The following is a 17,855-nucleotide window of genomic DNA, read 5'->3' as shown; positions in this document are numbered from 1 at the left end:
GGCCCCCGCTGGGGGTCGGGCGGCCCCCCCCCCCCCCCCCCGGGCGCCCGCCCCGCCCCGCGGGGGCCGCCCGACGGTCCCTGTATCGGGCGGTGTGTCTCAGGCCGAGCGCTTGCCGCTCTTCATCGACACGGCCGCGCAGACCAGCCCCAGCAGCAGGGTCAGTCCGCCGATGATGACGTTGTTGAGGATGACGCCGAGGCTCGGGCTGCTGCCGACGACCCACGTCGAGATGATCATCCAGGCACCCATGGCGCAGATGGCCCAGCTCAGGCCGTACATCCGCTGCGGCATGACGGTGAACCCGAGACCCAGCGCGGCGATGGCGATACCCATGATCAGGTTGTGCGCCACGAGGGTGGGCTGGCTCGTCGTGAAGTGGAGCACCCAGGGCGAGATGGCGCAGTAGAGACCGACCAGGAAGACCGGTGCGTCCACGAGGGCCACGTCACGGCCCCCGAGCATTCGGTCGTAGCGGTCGCGCATTTCGGAAACATCGGGGTGACTGGCCATGTCACGGCCGGTGTGCGAGAGGTTTGACATGGGGTTCGTCTCCTTCGCTCCTGCAGACCTGGCGCCGCTTCGCATGAGGAGCGGCCTCAATGTCATTGTGCGCTTATATCACCCTTATGTGGAGTTTTAGGGTGGATCAATATCCTCAGGGCGAATGAAGGGTGCGGGGGACCGCCGCGCGCGAGGCGCTGTCCAGCCGCTCGGCCAGGGCCACCAGGCAGGGCGTCCGCAGCACGCGGTTCCCGTATCCCGGCAGCGGCACGTGCAGGGGATCCGTCCAGCGCGCCGGAATGGCGCCGCAGCCGTACACCGCCCCGGCCAGGCCGCCGGTCACCGCCGCGACCGTGTCGGTGTCCCCGCCCGCGTCCACCGCCGCGGCCAGTGCGTCCTCGTACGTACGTGTGGTCCGCAGCGCCCACAGGGCGGTGCCCAGGCACGGCCACACCGCACCGTTGAACTCCGTGGCGGAATCCGGATGCCAGTCGGGTGCGAGGACGGCGGCCCAGCGCGCGCGGTGATCTTCGTGCACGAGGCCCAGGACGCCCGCCACGGCGGCGAGCGGATCGCCGCCGTCCAGCGCCACCCGGAGCAGCTCGTGCAGCACGGCGGTGCCCTCCCAGGCGGCCCGGTCGCCATGCGTCAGCGCGGCGATGCGGCGGGCGGCGCCCATCGTCGCCTCCCGGCCCGCCCGCGCGAAGTACACGGCCGGCGTGGCGGCGCGCATCAGTGAACCGTTGCCCGCCGCGCGCCCGCTGACCTGGAAGTGCAGCGCCGCCGCGAGGTCCCAGGGCTCACCGCTCGTCAGTACGTCCTCGGTCTGCAGCCCGATGTCCTTCGGTCCGCCCGCCGCCCATCGGCGAAACCGGCCGAACAGGTCGGGGAGGTCGAGGCCGCCCCGCTCCAGCAGGGATTCCGCGACCAGAACCGCCATCTGGGTGTCGTCCGTGGCCTCGCCCGGATCCCAGCCGCCGCCCCCGCACATGGTGCCGACGCCGTCCGGGAAGCGGGTCGTGTACACACCGGCGGGGCCGAACTCGAACGGCGCCCCCAGCGCGTCACCGACCGCTGATCCGACGACGGCCCCCGCCACCCGGTCCCGCCGGTCCGCGCTGCCCGGATGCTTCATCCGGGCAGTGTACGAAGGGCGTTCGCCTTCCGCACAAGCGGTTCACCGTCGTCATGGTGTTCTCCCGTCCCTGGAAGGTGCTGAATCGATCACTCGGAGTGATGGCATGCGGGTTGGGTGATGCGTGCTCCGTGGGGCGGGCCGTGGAGCGGTCTGCGGAGCGGGTGGCGCGGTCGGGGAGGCCCGGTTCAGGGCACGTGGACCGCCACCGAGTGCCAGCCGGTCGCACCGTCGGGCACGGTGCCGACGCGAACGCCGGTCTGGGTGGCGCCGGTTCCGTCGGTGGCGCGGACCTCAAGGGTGTGGTCGCCGGACGTGGCGGGCCACTCCCACACCCACTGGCGCCAGGTGTCCCGGGTGTCAGCGGCGGCCAGCCGGGCCGTGTGCCACTCTCCGCCGTTCACCCGGACCTCGACGCGGGAGATGCCGCGGTGCTGGGCCCAGGCCACCCCGGCCACCGGTACGGTGCCGGCCTTCGGCGAGGCGAACGGACGGGGCGTGTCGATCCGCGACTCGGTCTTGACCGGCGCCTGCTGGGACCAGGACCGCTCGACCCAGTAGGCGTCGTACGCATCGAACGTGGTGAGCTCGATGTCCTTGATCCACTTGCAGGCCGACACGTATCCGTACAGGCCGGGAACGACCATCCGGACCGGGAAACCGTGCTCGAAGGGCAGCGGCTCGCCGTTCATGCCGAAAGCGAGCATCGCGTCGCGCCCGTCCATGACCGCCTCGACCGGGGTGCCGATCGTCATGCCGTCGACGGAACGCGCCACGATCTGGTCGGCGGGGCCGCCCTTCGACGGAGGGCGTACTCCGGCCTCGCGCAACAGATCCGCCAGCCGCACACCGAGCCATCTGGCGTTGCCGACGTAAGGGCCACCGACCTCGTTGGACACGCAGGCCAGCGTGATGTCGCGCTCGACCACCTCCCTGCGCAGCAGGTCGTGGAGGCCGACGGTGACGGGCCGCGCCACTCCCTTGCCGTGGATCCTCAGCCGCCACGCGCCGGCATCGACGCGTGGCACGACCAGAGCCGTGTCCACCCGGTAGAAGTCCTTGTTCGGGGTGATGAAGGGGCTCAGACCCCGGATCCTCAGATCGGCGCCCGCCGGGACGGCCGGTGCGGCGGACCGGGGCGCAGGGAGGATCAGGTCGTGCCGCGAGGCGGTGGCCCCGGCCTGGACGGAGGACGTGAGCCGCCGTCCCAGGAAACCCGCGCCCGCCGAGACCGCCGCCGTCGCCGTCGCCGCGACCACGAAACCGCGGCGGTCGAAGGCGCCGTACGGCTCGCCGTTCCCCTCTCCGGCCGCGGGAGAGGGGCGGTGAGCCGGTGTGAGCCGTCCGACCAGGAGGTACAGCGCGCCGGCGGCCACGGCGGCACCCACCACGGAAGGCAGCGCGTCGGCCGGTGCGCCTTCCGGACGCCCCACCGCCGACACCGCCCCGACCAGACCGAAGACCAGGACGGCGGCGGAACCGAGCCGCCGGTGCCGCAACGCCAGCATTCCGATCCCCAGGGCGAAGAGGGCCAGGAGAACCAGGATCCCGAGCTGGAGCACCCGTTTGTCGTCCGTGCCGAAGTTCCGTACGGCGAAGTCCCTCACGGCCGAGGGAGTGCGGTCGACGACCGCGCTCCCCACCGCCGCGACCGGGCCCGCCTCGGGACGTACGACCGCCGCCGCCAGTTCGGCCACGGCGAGGGCGCAGAATCCGGCGATCAGACCGCCGAGCGCGGCGAGAGCGGCGCGTGTCCGGCGGGACCGCCGGGCCGGGGAGGCTCCGGGCCGGTGCGAGTCGTTCCGGTCTTTCGTCACACGGGGGATTCGTTGCCGGGCGGCCCGAGGATTGGTCCGTCACCCGATCGGATCCATGCCGCCTCCGGTCAGCCGAGACTCCGGGCCCGCTCGAAACGGGCACGGGCCTCGGTGAGATCCACGAGCGGCTCCGGGTAGTCCAGCCCGGCCCGTTCCGGGCCGGGAAGCGTCCACGGCTCGTGGACGGCGCGGCCCTCCAGGCCGGCCAGTTCGGGAACCCAGCGGCGCACGTAGTCGCCCCGCGGATCGAATCTCCTGCCCTGGACCACCGGATTCAGGACCCGGTTGGGCCGGGTGTCGGTCCCGGTACCCGCCATCCACTGCCAGTTGAGCTGGTTGTTCGCCAGGTCGCCGTCCACCAGCAGATTCAGGAAGTGCCGGGCGCCCACCCGCCAGTCCACGTACAGCGTCTTGGTGAGGAAGCTCGCCACCACCATCCGGCCCCGGTTGTGCATCCAGCCCTCGTGCGCCAGCTGCCGCATCGCCGCGTCGACCAGCGGATAGCCGGTGCGCCCCGCGCGCCACGCCTCGGCCTCGTCCTCGTCGGTCCGCCAGCGGTCCCGGCGCGGACGGTAGTCGTCCCAGGCGGCGTCCGGCCTGGCGGCGAGCACCTGGTGATGGAAGTCCCGCCACGCCAGCTGGCGGACGAACGCGTCGGCGCCGGGCGTCCCCTCGCGCCGCGCCCGGTGGATCACTTCGGCCGCCGAGAGGCAGCCGAAGTGGAGGTACGGGGAGAGTCTGGACGTCGCGTCACCGGCCAGGTCGTCGTGGGAGTTCCCGTAGTCGGCCAGGGGACCGTCCAGCCACGCCGACAGCAGTCGGCGTCCGGCGCTCTCGCCGCCCGCGGCGAGCCCGGGGGAGGTCCCGGCCACCTCCTCCCGACGCGGCAGCGGCCCGGACGCCACACCCGGCGGCAGCCGCACCGCGCGCGGAGCGGCGAGCGTGCCCCTCACCCCCGCCGCCTCCCAGCGGCGGAAATAGGGGGTGAACACCGCGTAGTGATCACGGCCCGAGGGGACGACCGCGCCCGGTGCGAGCGCGGTGACAACGGCGTCATGGACATGCAGGGTGCAGCCGACGGCTGCCAGGGCCGAGCGCAGGCGCTCCTCACGGCGCAGCGCGTACCCGCTCACTCCGCCCGCGATGTGCAGGCTGTGCGCGCCGGTCTCCGCGACCACGGCGCGGGCACCGGCCACGACCTCCTCGTCGCGGACCACCAGCCGGCCGCCGCGCCGGCGCAGCTGCGCGTCCAGATCGGCCAGGCAGTCGGCGAGGAACGCCTGCCGGTTGGGCGCCTCGAACCCGGTTCGGCGGATGCCGGTGTCCCGTACAAACAGGGGGACGACGTGGTCCGCGTCGCGCACCGCGGAATGCAGCACGGGGCTGTCGTGCAGCCGTAGGTCGGAGGTGAACAGTGCCACCGAAACGGTCATGGTCGAGAACCTTTCGGGCCGCGCGGGGCGGTGGCCGGGCCGGGGACGGGAGGTCGGGTCGGGCGTGGGGGCGGGGGGCCCGGAAGGTGCTCGGGCCGGGACGGGTTGGGTCAGGCGCTCGGGCCGGGGCGGGTTGGGTCAGGCGCCCGGGAAGTCCAGCAGGGCCATCGGGGCGGACGTCGGCTGTGCGGATCCGCCGGCCGGTTCCATGGTGATGCCTACGCCGGTGGCGCTGCCGACGGGACCGTCCAGCAGCGTCGCGTGCGGCGCCGGCGAGGTGTCCGCCGCCGCTATGACGCCCGCGGAGCGCATGGTGCCGCCGTCGTCGAACCACAGCTGGTACACCTTGCCGCCGGGCGGTTCCCGCATCCCCGACGCCAGGAAGACGGCGCGGTCCTCCTGCTTCGAAACGACCACGGTGCCCTTCGCCCCGTTCCCGAGCGTGCGCGATCCGGCACGGGCGTCGGGTGCCGCCAGGACCTGGGCCAGCTCCGCGTTCTGCCGTTGTGCTGCGCGGGCGTCCTGCCGGGCGGTCCGGGCCTCCTGGTTCTGCCACACGGCGATGCCGCCGAAGCCCGCCGCGGCCGCCAGACACGCCGCGAGGGCGAATCCCGGCCACCGGCCGGTCCGTCCCGTGCCGCTCCCGGCGCGGGACGGCCGGCCGTGCGCCGGGGACTCCTGACGCACGGTCGTGATCTCCCACAGCACCCGGTCGCGCAGCGCGCGCGGCGGGGCCCCCGCCACCGCGAGTCCGAGCCGGGTGGCGGTCTCCGACAGCTCGCGCACCTCCACGGCGCAGGCCGCGCAGTCGCCGAGATGCCGTTCGAAGTCCCGCCGCTCGGCCTCCGGCAGGGCGTGCAGGGCGTAGGCCCCGGTCAGCGTGTGCAGTCCGGCGTTGCTCACGCGCCCACCCCGAGGCAGTCGCGCAGCCGGATCAGTCCGTCGCGCAGCCGTGTCTTGACCGTCCCGAGCGGTACGGAGAGCAGCTCCGACACCTCGCGATACGTCAGACCCCGGTAGTAGGCGAGGTCGACGGACTGCCGTTGCAGCTCGGAGAGCGTCCGCATGCAGCGGCGGACCTGTTCGCGTTCCAGCCGGCTCTCGACCTGCTCGGTGACCTCGTCGAACGCGGGCGTACGGTCCAGCAGCGCCGCGCTGTGCTCACGCGCCGCGGACGCCTCGGCCGAACGCACCCGGTCCACGGCGCGGCGATGGGCCAGTGTCAGCACCCAGTTCATCGCGCTGCCGCGGTCAGCCCGGAAGCGGGGGGCGGTCCGCCACACCTCGACCAGTACCTCCTGCGCGACCTCCTCCGACTGGGCGGGATCGCGCAGCACGCTCCGCACCAGCCCGAGGACAGGCCCGCTGACCGTGTCGTACACCTTGGTGAAGGCGTCCTGGTCGCCCCGGGCGACCATCCTCAGAAGCTCCTGGAGATCGGGCCCCGCCGAGGGGGCTCGGCTGATGTGCACGGCTTCCTTCACGCGGGCTTCCTTCCTGATCGCGCATCGGTCCTCCGAAGTGATCCGGACTCGACGGCGGTACGGATTGGTCGGTGCGCCAGATATTTCCATGCCCCACGAATTACGCGATACATCGCGGTTGACGCGTCCGGGTGAACGCGATATGTTCGCCCACGAGTATTCGGTGGCGAGGTCGAAGGGTGGCGAAGGCGATGGCGAAGCGGCGCAAGCTCACCAATCCGCTGGCGCTGACGGTCATGGTGCTGCTCGCCGAGCGTTCCATGCATCCGTACGAGATCGCCCAGACGCTTCGCAGGCGCGGCAAGGAATACAGCGTCAAGATCAATTTCGGTTCGCTGTACACCGTCGTCCAGAACCTGGAGAAGCACGGTTACGTCGAGGTCGCGGGCGTGCAGCGGCAGGGCAACCGCCCCGAGCGCACGCTCTACGGCATCACGGAGGCCGGGCGGGCGGAGATGGTCGACTGGCTCTCCGATCTGCTCGCCGTTCCGGCCGCCGAGTACCCGGTCTTCGAGACGGCGCTCTCGCTTCTGCCGGTGCTGCCGCCGGAGGAAGTGGCGGAGCTGATGGAGACCCGGAAGGCGGCCCTGGAGGTCCAGGCCGCGGCGCTGCGGGGGGTCCTCGGCCAGTTGGGGGGAAGGCTCCCCCGCATCTTCGTCGTCGAGACCGAATACCAGCTCCACATGATCGACGCACAGCTGGAGTGGATCAAGAGCTTCCACAGGGAACTCGCCGACGCCACGATCGGCGGCATCGAGGAGTGGAAGTCCTTCCATGAAACCGGTGAAGTCCCGCAGGACTGGCAGGACTTGGACGAGCAGGAAATCGTCCTGAACCCGGAGCGGAAGGCGTAGCACAGGACCGAAGAGAGAGCAGGACCCCGGCGGGAGCTGTTGGAGCAGCGACCGCCGGGGTCTCGAACCCCGGACCGGTCATGCCGTGAAGGCGAGCCGGGCGATCGAGGTGCGGCACACCCAGGATAGCCCGGCGCTCTTCACGCGGATCGGCTCGGCATGCACGCGTGCTCGGTGTACCCGAGCACCCCGCCGACCACAGGAGAGCTCTGCCATGAGCACCCGTGCGCCCGCAGTGACGGCGCGACAACTGATCAAGACCTACCCCGGCGACGTCACCGCGCTGCGCGGCATGGACCTCGACGTCGACGCCGGTACGGTCTTCGGACTCCTCGGCTCCAACGGCGCCGGAAAGTCCACCACCGTCAAGATCCTCACCACTCTGGCCCGCCCCGACTCGGGCACCGCGAGCGTCGCCGGACACGACGTCCTGCGCCATCCCGACCGGGTCCGCCGCGCGATCGGCGTCGTCGCCCAGAAGTCCGGCGCCGACCCGGTCGCCACCGGCCGCGAGAACCTCCTGCTCCAGGGCAGGCTGTACGGAATGCGGGGCGCCGCCGTCCGGCGCCGGGCCGACGAGCTGCTGGACCGCTTCGATCTCGCCGACGCCGGGAAGCGCCCGGTCAAGGGGTACTCCGGCGGAATGCAGCGACGTCTCGACGTGGCGCTCGGCCTCGTCCACCGCCCCGAGGTGCTCTTCCTGGACGAACCCACCACCGGCCTCGACCCCGAAGCCCGCACGGCCATGTGGGGCGAGATCTCCCGGCTGGCCGGCGACGAGGGGCTGACGATCGTCCTCACGACGCACTATCTGGAGGAGGCCGACCGGCTCGCCGAACGCATCGCGATCGTCGACCGCGGCCGGATCGTCGTCGAGGGCGCTCCCGACGGCCTCAAGGGTGAACTCCGGGGCGACGCCGTCCACATGGAGCTGCGTGCCGACGGCGACGCGAGGGCGGTCGACACCGTGCTCACCGGACTGCCGGGAGTGCACGAGGTGCTGGTCGACGGCCGACGGGTGAGCGTGCGCGCCGAGGACGGCGCCGCTGCCGTCCCCGTCCTGCTCGCCGCCCTGGACCGGGCCGGTGCGGCGGTTGCCTCCGCCACGGTGGCCCGCCCCTCCCTCGACGACGTGTATCTGCGCCATGCCGGACGCCGTTTCTCCGAGGCGGAAGCCGCGGACGCCCGGCGACCTTCTGCCCTCGCCCCCGCGGGAGGCACCCGATGAGCCGCCAAGTACTCGCCCAGACCTGGTATATGACTCAGCGTCACCTCATGGAGATCCTCCGCCAGCCGGTCTTCCTGGTCATCTCCCTGGTCCAGCCGGTCATCTGGCTGTTCCTGTTCGGCAACCTCTTCAAGAAGGTCGTCGAGCTCGGCGGCTTCGGCACCACGTCCTATCTGGACTACCTGATCCCCGGCATCGTGGTGATGAGCGCCCTCGGATCGAGCATGTGGGCCGGTATGGGCACCCTGGAGGAGATCGAGCGCGGCACGCTCAACCGCTTCCTCACGACACCGGTCAGCCGCAACGCGCTGATGAACGCCAACGTCGTGCAGAACGGCATCAGCACCGCCGTGCAGTCCGTCGTCATCGTGCTGCTCGGCCGGGCCGCCGGGGCCGACTACCCCGGCGGTGCGACCGGGCTGCTGATCCTGGTCGTCGCGTCGGTCCTGCTCGGTACGGTCTTCGGCGCGCTCTCCAACGCCCTCGGCATGCTGGTCCGCCGGCGCGAGTCGATCATCGGGATCAACACCTTTCTGCTGCTGCCGCTGACCTTCCTCTCCTCCTCCTTCATGGCGCCGAGTCAGATGCCGTCCTGGATGCGGCACATCGCCGACTTCAATCCGGTCAACTGGGCGATGGTGGCGGGCCGTTCGGCGCTGACCGCCGATCCCGCACGGGGGCTCGTGCTCAGTCGCGGGGGAGCGCTGCTGGTCCTCGCGGTGGCGGCGGTCTGGCTGTCGACCCGTACGTTCCGCTCGTACCAGAAGTCCGTCTGACCTCCGGCCCGTACGCGTACGCCCCCGGCCGGGCCGGGGGCGTACGGAAGCGCCGGTGTACGGAGGCGGGCCGGTGCTACGCGGCCTTCTCCTGCTCGCGCTCCACCTGGGCGTTCCACTCGCGCTTGGCCGAGCGCCAGGCGTCGTCGTTCTGGCCGAGCCGCCAGTAGCCCGAGATCGACAGCTGGGGGAGCGGGATCTCGCGGTCCAGGCGCAGGTGGCGGCGGATCTCCTTCACGAAGCCCGCCTCGCCGTGGACGAACGCCCGGACCTCGCCCGCCGGGAACTCCAGCTCCTTCACCGCGGCGGTCAGCGCCTCGCCGACCGGGCGCTCCCCGCGGTGCAGCCAGGTCACCTCGACGCCGTCGGGCGTCACGATCTTCTGCTCCTCCGCCGCGTCCGCCACCTCGACGAACGCGTGCACCACCGCGCCCGCCGGCATCTGCTCCAGGGCCGCCGCGATGGCGGGCAGGGCGCTCTCGTCGCCGGCCAGCAGGTGCCAGTCCGCCGAGGCGTCCGGGCCGTAGCCCCCGCCCGGGCCGAGGAACGTCACCTGATCGCCCGGGGCCGCCCGCAGGGCCCAGGGGCCTGCGAGGCCCTCGTCGCCGTGGACCACGAAGTCGATGGCCAGCTCCCGGGCGACCGGATCCCAGGAACGCACCGTGTACGTCCGGGTGGTGGGCCACAGCTCCCGGGGCCGCTCCTCGCGGATGCGTGCCATGTCGAACGGGTGCGCGTAGTCGGCGCCCTCGGGGGCGAAGCAGAGCTTGACGTAATGGTCGGTGAACCCGGCGAGCCCGAAGTCGGCGAGACCGTCACCGCCGAGCACCACGCGGACCATGTGCGGAGTGATCTGCTCGGTGCGCAGGACGTGGGCTCCCTGCGCCTTCGGTGCCTGCCGTGCCGGTCGTTCTGCCACGAGGTTCTCCCTGCTCCGATTGCTTAGGCTTACCTAAGTTAGCATCTCGGCCGGGCGCTGGGGAGGGCCGGAGTCAAGCGCGCAGCGCGGAGAGCAGCCGTTGCAGCGCACCGCCCAGCCCCCACTGCTTCGCGAGGGCTTCGAGTGCGACGGGGTCGCGCGGCTCGGAGGGCAGCGCGGGGTCGAACCCCGGCAGGGGTACGTCACCGGCGACGCGGACCACCTTCGGCGCGACGGCCACGTAGTCCCGCGCCCCGTCGAGCCGCTTGCGCTGCGAGGGCGTCAGTGCGGCGGCCGGATCGTCGACGGCGGCCATGATTCCGGCCAGATCACCGAAGGCGTCCAGCAGCTTCGCGGCCGTCTTCTCGCCGATGCCCGGGACGCCGGGCAGTCCGTCGCTCGGATCGCCGCGCAGCAGGGCCAGATCGGCGTAGCCGGAGCCGTCCACCCCGTACTTCTCCCGCAGCCACGCCTCGTCGGTCAGCTGGAGCGAGCCGACCCCCTTCAGCGGGTAGAGCACCCGGACCCCGCGGGCGTCGTCGACCAGCTGGTAGAGATCCCGGTCGCCGGTGACGATGTCCACGGGGCCGGTGGCCAGGCCGGTGAGCGTGCCGATCACGTCGTCGGCCTCGTAGCCCGCGACGCCGACCCTGGCGATGCCGAGCGCGTCGAGCACGTCCTCGATGACCGGTACCTGCGGGGCCAGGGTGTCGGGCGTCTCCTCCTCGTCGGGCAGCCCCTCACCGGTCTCCACCGCGACCCGGTGCGCCTTGTACGAAGGGATCAGCTCCACCCGCCAGTGCGGGCGCCAGTCCGCGTCCATGCAGGCGACCAGGTCGTCCGGGTGGTGGTCCTGCACCAGGCGCGCGATGAAGTCGAGCAGCCCGCGCACGGCGTTGACCGGTGTCCCGTCGGGGGCGCGCACCGAATCGGGGACCCCGAAGTAGGCGCGGTAGTAGAGGGAGGCGGTGTCGAGGAGCATCAGGCGTCGCGTCACACCCCGATGATGCCGCACCCCACTGACACCGGCCGTGGCACCTCACCGACACCGGCCGTCGCACCGCAGCGACACCGGCCGTCGCACCGCGGCGATGCCCGCCGGGCCGGCCTCACCGGCGCCGGCCGCGGCGCTCTGCCGACGCCCGCTGAGACGCCTCACCGGCGTCGGCCGCGGCGGATGCGCGCGCCGAACGGCCGGCGCCGAGGGCTCCGCTCATATGTGACCTGGATCACTCTTGTGTTTGGCTCGTGTAAGTGAGGGCAGGCGCGCAGCCGGAGCAGATCACGTAGCAATTTCAACTAGTGCACGTGCCATGCGGGCCGAACCCGCGTCGCTCCACGGTCTGCCGGAGGGGGTGGCAGACCGTTTTCGGTTCAACGCGCGAGGTGTATGTGTCAAGGCTGCAAGCCGAGCACTTGTACAAAGTGTTCGGCAGACGACCCGATCAAGCCGTGCAGAAGCTCGAAGGCGGCGCCGACCGCGACGAGCTGCGCGCCGACGGAACGACCGCAGCGGTGATCGACGCCTCGTTCACCGTGGAACCGGGACAGATCTTCGTCGTGATGGGTCTGTCCGGGTCCGGAAAGTCCACGCTGCTGCGCATGCTCAACGGACTTCTGGAGCCCACAGCCGGACGCGTGCTGTTCGACGGCCAGGACCTGACCGCCCTGAGCCCCGCCGAGCTGCGCCACGTCCGGTCCTCCAAGATCAGCATGGTGTTCCAGCACTTCGCGCTCTTCCCCCACCGGAACGTGCTGGAGAACGCCGCGTACGGCCTGGAGGTGCAGGGTGTGCCGCGCGCCGAGCGCGAGAAGCGCGCCGCCGAGGCGCTGGAGCTGACCGGCCTCGCCGGCTGGGAGAAGTCCTGGCCCGACGAGCTCTCCGGCGGCATGCAGCAGCGCGTCGGCCTGGCCCGCGCGCTGGCCACCGACGCCGACCTGCTGCTGATGGACGAGTCCTTCAGCGCGCTCGACCCGCTGATCCGCCGCGACATGCAGGACCAGCTGCTCGAACTGCAGAAGCGTCTGAAGAAGACCATCGTCTTCATCACCCACGACCTCAACGAGGCCATGCGCCTCGGCGACCGCATCGCCGTGATGCGCGACGGGAGAATCGTCCAGCTCGGCACCGCCGAGGACATCCTCGTCACCCCGGCCAACGACTACGTCGCCTCGTTCACCCAGGACGTCGACCGCACCCGGGTGCTGACCGCGGGCGCCATCATGGCCGAGCCGCACACCGTCATGGGCACCACCACGGACGACGGCGAGGAACTGCGCAACGCCGCCGACGTCCTCCGGGCGGCTCCGGCCACCGTCACCGAATCCACGCCGATCATCGAGCTCTTCACGCCCTGTTCGCGGAGCGGAGTCGCGGTCGCCGTGACCGACGCCAAGGGGAAGCTGGTCGGCGTAGTGCCGCGCGCCCGGCTGCTCGCCGTCCTCGGCGAGCCGATGACTCCCACCGAGGCCCCGCAGGGCGTCAGGCCCGGAGCGGCCGGCACGAAGAAGGTGGCCAGTGTTTAGGCTGCCTCTCGGTGACTGGGTCGACTCCGCGGTCGACTGGCTGCAGACCCACCTGTCCTGGCTGTTCGACGCGATCAGCTCGATCGTCAGCGGCATGTTCGACGGCATAGCCGCCGTGCTCTCCGCCCCCGCACCGCTGCTCTTCGCGGGCATCGTCGCCGTCATCGCCTGGTGGCTGCGGGGTCTGCTCGCGGGGGTGCTCGCCTTCGTCGGCTTCGCGGTCGTCGACTCCGTCGAGCTGTGGGACGAAGCGATGGACACCCTCACGCTGGTGCTCGTCGCCACCATCATCGCGTTGGTGCTGGCCGTACCGCTGGGCATCTGGGCGTCCCGTTCCAAGGCGGTCAGCGCGGTGACCCGGCCGGTCCTGGACTTCATGCAGACCATGCCCGCCATGGTGTATCTGATCCCCGGCGTCATCTTCTTCGGCGTCGGCGTGGTGCCCGGCATCATCGCCACCATCATCTTCTCGCTGCCCCCGGGCGTCCGGATGACCGAGCTCGGCATCCGCCAGGTCGACAGCGAGCTCGTGGAGGCGGCCGAGGCCTTCGGCACCACCCGGCGCAACACCCTGCTGCGGGTGCAGCTGCCGCTCGCCCTGCCCACGATCATGGCGGGCATCAACCAGGTCATCATGCTGGGCCTGTCCATGGTGGTCATCGCCGGCATGGTCGGCGGCGGCGGCCTCGGCGGCGCCGTCTACCGCGCCATCGGCAACGTCGACGTCGGCCTCGGCTTCGAGGCGGGCATCTCCATCGTCATCGTGGCGATGTACCTGGACCGCATGACCGGCGCGCTCGGCCGCGAGGTCTCCCCGCTCGCCCGCCGCGCGCTCGCCAGGGCGCAGTCGATGTCCGGCGGGCTGAAGATCTGGAGCCACCGGCCGCAGCCCGTCGTCGCGGTCGTCGGCGTCGTCGTCCTCGCGCTCGTCGCGGGCGGCATGGGCCTCTTCGGCTCCTCCGACGCGGACAAGGCCACCACCGCCGGTGCCTCGGACATCGGCGCGGGCAAGAAGATCAGCATGGGATACATCCCGTGGGACGAGGGCATCGCCTCCACCTTCCTCTGGAAGGAGATGCTGGAGCGGCGCGGCTTCGAGGTCGACGTCAAGCAGTACGAGGCCGGTGCGCTCTACACCGGTATGGCCAACGGCCAGATCGACTTCGAGACCGACTCCTGGCTCCCGGTCACCCACGCCAGCTACTGGAAGAAGTACCAGGACCGCCTGGAGGACATGGGCTCCTGGTACGGCCCCACCTCGCTGGAACTGGCCGTCCCCTCCTACGTGAAGGACGTCCGGACCCTGGACGACCTCAAGGGCAGGTCCTCGCAGTTCAAGGGCCGGATCGTCGGCATCGAGCCGAGCGCCGGCGAGATGGGCCTGCTCAAGGACAAGATCCTGCCGGGCTACGGCCTGGACAAGGAGTACAAGGTCGTCGACGGATCCACGCCGTCGATGCTGGCGGAGCTGAAGCGGGCGTACGCCAAGAAGGAACCGATCGTCGTCCCGCTCTGGTCGCCGCACTGGGCGTACAACCAGTTCGAACTGACCAAGCTCAAGGACCCGAAGGACCTCTGGGGCAAGGGCGACGGCATCCACACCCTGGCCCGCAAGGGTTTCTCCGCCGACAACCCCGAGGTCGGCAGCTGGCTCAAGAACTTCAAGATGAGCGAGGACCAGCTCACCGGCCTTGAGGCCGAGATCCAGAAGTCCGGCTCCGGCAACGAGCAGAAGGCCGTCCGCACCTGGCTGAAGGCCAACCCGGGCGTCGCCGATCAGTGGACGCCCGTCGCCGGGGCCCCCGCGTCCAAGGGCGCGGGCGGCAAGGACGAGCGGGACCGCGCCGTCGAGATGGCCTGGTTCCCGTGGGAGGAGGACATCGCCGCCACGTACCTGTGGAAGGCGGTCCTGGAGCAGCGCGGCTACAAGGTCAACCTCAAGCAGTTCGAGGTCGGCCCCATGTACACCGCGATGTCCCGCGGCCAGATCGATGTGCAGTTCGACGGCTGGCTGCCGTACACCCAGAAGAACTACTGGGACAAGTACGGCTCCCGGCTGACCGACATCGGTTCGTGGTACGGCCCGACGTCCATCGAGGTCGCGGTGCCCTCGTACGTGAAGGACGTCACGTCCCTCGCCGACCTCAAGGGCAAGTCGTCGCGGTTCAAGGGCCGGATCGTCGGCATCGAGCCGGGCACCGCCACGATGGAGAACCTCAAGAAGAACGTGCTGCCGACGTACGGCCTGGACAAGGAGTACAAGGTCGTCGACTCCTCGACGCCCGGCATGCTGGCCGAGCTGAAGCGGGCGTACGCCAAGAAGGAGCCCATCGCGGTGCTGCTCTGGACGCCGCACTGGGCGTACAACGAGTTCGGCATGACCAAGCTGAAGGACCCGGAGAAGGCCTTCGGCGACGGCGACCGGCTGCACACCATCGCCAGCAAGGACTTTCCGCGGAACTACCCGCAGCTGACGAAGTGGTTCAAGGACTTCAAGCTGAGCGAGGACCAGCTCGCCGGCCTGGAGAACCAGATCCAGAAGCTCGGTGCGGGCCATGAGGAAGAGGCCGTGAAGGCCTGGATGCAGAAGAACCCGGGCATCGCGGACACGATGGCTCCGCAGTAGGGCCTCGGCAGGGCCCGGAACACGGGAAGGGGTGGGCACCGCCGGTGGCGGGCCCGCCCCTTCCGGCTGTCCGGAAGACGCTCATCCGCCGGCCGACCTTGCGCAACCGAGTGCGTAATGTGCTGGCAGCCGGAAGGATGACGAGCCGGGAGGGAGCCGGACATGGACGAGAAGGAAGCACTCCGCGTGGGCGCCGCGGTCCGCCGACAGCGCAGATCCCTGGGGCTCACACTGGCCGCGGTCGCCACGCGCAGCGGCCTGTCCGTGCCGTTCCTCAGCCAGATCGAGAACGAGCGGGCCCGGCCCAGCGCCCGCTCGCTGGACCGGGTCGCCGAAGCCCTGGAGACCACCACGGCACGGCTGCGCGCCGCGGCGGACTCGGCACGCGCCGTCGAAGTCGTGCGGGCGGGCGAGGGCGACGGGGCGCGCAGGGTGGTGCGCGGCCGCCATCAGCTCAGCGCGCTGGAGTTCACCGGTGAGCTCGACCTCGGGCGCGAGTTCCAGCACCGCAACGACGAGGTGATGTACGTGGCGCAGGGGGCCGCGGAAGTGGAGGCCGAAGGGCAGGCGTACCGGCTGGAACAGGGCGACACGCTGTTCCTGTCCGGCGGGGTGCGGCACCGCTGGCGGGCCACGGTGCCCGGTACGCGGCTGCTGGTCGTCGCGGTCGCCGAGCACATCGACGCCACCTTCGACCCGCGTCGCTGAGAGGGGCTGTCCGCCGTGCGAGTCGTCTCCCTGGTGCCCTCGCTCACCGAGGCCATCGCCGTCACCGCCCCGGGCGCGCTGGCCGGTGTCACCGACTGGTGCACCCACCCGCCCGGCCTCACCGCCGCGCGTATCGGCGGCACCAAGAATCCCGATGTGGCGGCGATCGCCGCGCTCCGGCCCGATCTCGTCGTCGCCAACGAGGAGGAGAACCGGGCCCCGGACCTCGCGGCGATCGGGGCCGCGGGGATCGAGGTGCTCGTCACCACGATCCGCACCCTCGACCAGGCCTTCGAGGAGCTGGAACGGCTCCTTGCCGTCGTCTGCGGGCAGGCCAGGCCCCGCTGGCTGGACGAGGCCGAGGCCGCCTGGGCCGCGCTCCCGCCGCCCCGCGCCCCGCGCCGTGCGGTCGTGCCGATCTGGCGCAGGCCCTGGATGGTGCTGGGCCGCGACACCTTCGCGGGGGACCTGCTGGCCCGGCTCGGCGTCGAGAACGTCTACGCGGACCACGCCGAGCGCTATCCCCGTATCCCGCTCGACGCGCTCAACGCGGCCGGCGCCGACCTCGTCGTCCTGCCCGACGAGCCGTACCGCTTCACCGCGGACGACGGGCCGGAGTCCTTTCCCGGACTGCCCGCCGCACTCGTCGACGGGCGATTCCTCACGTGGTACGGGCCGTCACTGGCGCAGGCGCCTGCGGCGCTGCGAGCAGCGCTCCGCTGAGCAGTCCGCGCAGCGTCCGGAAGCCCGCCACCGCCCACGCCGTCACCAGCAGCACGTACAGCGCGACGGCCAGCCAGGTGTACGCCGTGAGGCCGGTGTGCCGGGCCAGGCCGGCGGCGCCCGTGACACACGTGCCGACCGGGAAGGTGAAGCCCCACCACGTCATGCTGAAGGTCATGCCGTTCCGCACGGCCCGCACCACCAGCGCGACGGCCAGTGCCAGCCACATCAGCGCGAAGCCCATCACGGGCACCCCGTACAGCACGGCGAACACCCCCAGGCCCGAGGCGTACGGCTCCCCGATCGCTCCCGGAGCCACATCGGCGAGCTGATTGACCGCGGTCGTCGACTGGCCCAGCGGGCCGAGGACCAGGAACAGCGTGGGGGTCAGCGCGAGCGGCAGCGGGCCCTGATGGACGAGCCGGGCGAAGATCAGCGGCAGCATCACCAGCGTGGCGAGCAGGCTCAGACCGAACATCGCGTAGCAGGCCAGCAGCATCGCCTCCCGCCACTGGCCGGCCGGGAGCTCCGGCACCAGCAGCGGACCGAGCGCCGCGGAGACCATCGGCGCCACCACCGGAAGCAGCCACACCGGCGACGCGGTGCCGGGCTCGACCCGGTGGCGTACGACCATCAGATACGGGATCGCGACCGCGGCGGCCAGCCCGATCACCGTGCCGGCCGTGTACAGCACCACGTCCAGGGCCAGGGCCGCCCCGTGCCCGACGACGTCCCGGCCGACCACCATCGACGAGCCGCCGACCGCCAGCAGGGCCATCGAGAGACAGCCGTAGAACGGGGCGACGGCGGGGTCGAGCAGATGGGTGCGTGCCTGGTCGCGATGGGCGATCCAGTGCCCGGTGCGGGCCGTGAGCACCACGGCGAGCATGATCGCCGCGAGTGCCCACACCACCGTGCAGGCGCCGCGCAGTCCCGGGACGTGCACGGGCAGCGTGGCGCCCGCGCTCGCGACGATCGCGGTGCCCATGACGCTCGCGTACCAGTTGGGGCCGAGGTGCCGCAGCTGAGGGAGCCGCAGGGCGGCCGGATACGGGGCTGGGGACTGCTGCGTCTGCGGAAAGATGGCCATGCCACGATTCTCGCGGCGCGGGCGGAGTCCCA

General features: G+C 71.5%; 16 protein-coding genes. 7 read left to right on the top strand and 9 right to left on the bottom strand.

Translation table 11 applies throughout. The features are described from left to right. Positions 1 to 99: 99 nt before the first annotated feature. From ACFVT1_RS28750 to ACFVT1_RS28725, 6 genes are all read right to left on the bottom strand, one after another. Complete coding sequence (locus ACFVT1_RS28750; protein WP_389800534.1) at positions 100 to 543, bottom strand: SPW repeat protein; 444 nt, start codon at positions 541 to 543, stop codon at positions 100 to 102. A gap of 115 nt (positions 544 to 658) precedes the next feature. Then, the gene (locus ACFVT1_RS28745; protein WP_389800533.1) at positions 659 to 1,639 is read right to left on the bottom strand and encodes an ADP-ribosylglycohydrolase family protein; all 981 of its coding nucleotides are present in this window, start codon (positions 1,637 to 1,639) and stop codon (positions 659 to 661) included. A 188-nt stretch (positions 1,640 to 1,827) separates the two neighbouring features. Next, positions 1,828 to 3,363, bottom strand: a complete 1,536-nt coding sequence (locus ACFVT1_RS28740; protein ID WP_389800603.1) for a molybdopterin-dependent oxidoreductase — start codon at positions 3,361 to 3,363, stop codon at positions 1,828 to 1,830. 161 nt (positions 3,364 to 3,524) lie between these two features. Beyond that, on the bottom strand, positions 3,525 to 4,889 hold the full coding sequence (locus ACFVT1_RS28735) for a cryptochrome/photolyase family protein (RefSeq protein ID WP_389800531.1): 1,365 nt from the start codon (positions 4,887 to 4,889) through the stop codon (positions 3,525 to 3,527). 138 nt (positions 4,890 to 5,027) lie between these two features. Next, positions 5,028 to 5,792 (bottom strand): anti-sigma factor domain-containing protein, encoded by a 765-nt coding sequence (locus ACFVT1_RS28730; RefSeq protein ID WP_389800529.1) that lies wholly within the window; start codon positions 5,790 to 5,792, stop codon positions 5,028 to 5,030. Further along, positions 5,789 to 6,373, bottom strand: a complete 585-nt coding sequence (locus tag ACFVT1_RS28725) for a sigma-70 family RNA polymerase sigma factor (RefSeq protein ID WP_389800527.1) — start codon at positions 6,371 to 6,373, stop codon at positions 5,789 to 5,791. Before ACFVT1_RS28725 ends, ACFVT1_RS28730 begins: the two co-directional genes overlap by 4 nt. Before the next feature lie 191 nt (positions 6,374 to 6,564). On the opposite strand from ACFVT1_RS28725, the gene ACFVT1_RS28720 reads away from it, so the two are divergent. The 3 genes from ACFVT1_RS28720 (at position 6,565) to ACFVT1_RS28710 (ending at position 9,231) form a co-directional block, all read left to right on the top strand. After that, the gene (locus ACFVT1_RS28720) at positions 6,565 to 7,227 is read left to right on the top strand and encodes a PadR family transcriptional regulator (protein WP_389800601.1); all 663 of its coding nucleotides are present in this window, start codon (positions 6,565 to 6,567) and stop codon (positions 7,225 to 7,227) included. Positions 7,228 to 7,441: 214 nt separating this feature from the next. Continuing rightward, positions 7,442 to 8,455 (top strand): ATP-binding cassette domain-containing protein, encoded by a 1,014-nt coding sequence (locus ACFVT1_RS28715; protein WP_389800525.1) that lies wholly within the window; start codon positions 7,442 to 7,444, stop codon positions 8,453 to 8,455. Next, positions 8,452 to 9,231, top strand: a complete 780-nt coding sequence (locus ACFVT1_RS28710) for an ABC transporter permease (protein WP_389800523.1) — start codon at positions 8,452 to 8,454, stop codon at positions 9,229 to 9,231. The genes ACFVT1_RS28715 and ACFVT1_RS28710 overlap by 4 nt, the downstream gene beginning before the upstream one ends. A gap of 76 nt (positions 9,232 to 9,307) precedes the next feature. Here the strand turns inward: ACFVT1_RS28710 and ACFVT1_RS28705 are convergent, their stop codons facing one another. Beyond that, complete coding sequence (locus ACFVT1_RS28705; RefSeq protein ID WP_389800521.1) at positions 9,308 to 10,150, bottom strand: siderophore-interacting protein; 843 nt, start codon at positions 10,148 to 10,150, stop codon at positions 9,308 to 9,310. Positions 10,151 to 10,223: 73 nt separating this feature from the next. Continuing rightward, positions 10,224 to 11,132: a 5'-3' exonuclease H3TH domain-containing protein gene (locus ACFVT1_RS28700; RefSeq protein WP_389800599.1), complete on the bottom strand. Its 909-nt coding sequence runs from the start codon at positions 11,130 to 11,132 to the stop codon at positions 10,224 to 10,226. 470 nt (positions 11,133 to 11,602) lie between these two features. Between ACFVT1_RS28700 and ACFVT1_RS28695 the strand changes: the two genes are divergently transcribed. The 4 genes from ACFVT1_RS28695 (at position 11,603) to ACFVT1_RS28680 (ending at position 16,733) form a co-directional block, all read left to right on the top strand. After that, positions 11,603 to 12,676 (top strand): glycine betaine/L-proline ABC transporter ATP-binding protein, encoded by a 1,074-nt coding sequence (locus ACFVT1_RS28695; RefSeq protein ID WP_389800520.1) that lies wholly within the window; start codon positions 11,603 to 11,605, stop codon positions 12,674 to 12,676. After that, positions 12,669 to 15,302 carry an ABC transporter permease/substrate binding protein gene (locus ACFVT1_RS28690; protein ID WP_389800518.1) on the top strand — a complete coding sequence of 878 codons (2,634 nt, stop codon included), beginning with the start codon at positions 12,669 to 12,671 and terminating at the stop codon, positions 15,300 to 15,302. Before ACFVT1_RS28695 ends, ACFVT1_RS28690 begins: the two co-directional genes overlap by 8 nt. A gap of 162 nt (positions 15,303 to 15,464) precedes the next feature. Further along, positions 15,465 to 16,010, top strand: coding sequence for a helix-turn-helix domain-containing protein (locus tag ACFVT1_RS28685; RefSeq protein ID WP_389800516.1), 546 nt, complete (start codon positions 15,465 to 15,467; stop codon positions 16,008 to 16,010). 15 nt (positions 16,011 to 16,025) lie between these two features. Beyond that, complete coding sequence (locus ACFVT1_RS28680; protein ID WP_389800515.1) at positions 16,026 to 16,733, top strand: helical backbone metal receptor; 708 nt, start codon at positions 16,026 to 16,028, stop codon at positions 16,731 to 16,733. Here ACFVT1_RS28680 and ACFVT1_RS28675 read toward each other — a convergent pair. Beyond that, the gene (locus ACFVT1_RS28675) at positions 16,672 to 17,823 is read right to left on the bottom strand and encodes a TDT family transporter (protein ID WP_389800513.1); all 1,152 of its coding nucleotides are present in this window, start codon (positions 17,821 to 17,823) and stop codon (positions 16,672 to 16,674) included. The genes ACFVT1_RS28680 and ACFVT1_RS28675 overlap by 62 nt on opposite strands. Positions 17,824 to 17,855: the final 32 nt, after the last annotated feature.

Source organism: Streptomyces sp. NPDC057963, from assembly GCF_042887155.1.
Classification (GTDB): Bacteria; Actinomycetota; Actinomycetes; order Streptomycetales; family Streptomycetaceae; genus Streptomyces.
Note: the sequence above shows the minus strand (reverse complement) of the source record. Positions and strands in the feature narration are given on the sequence as shown.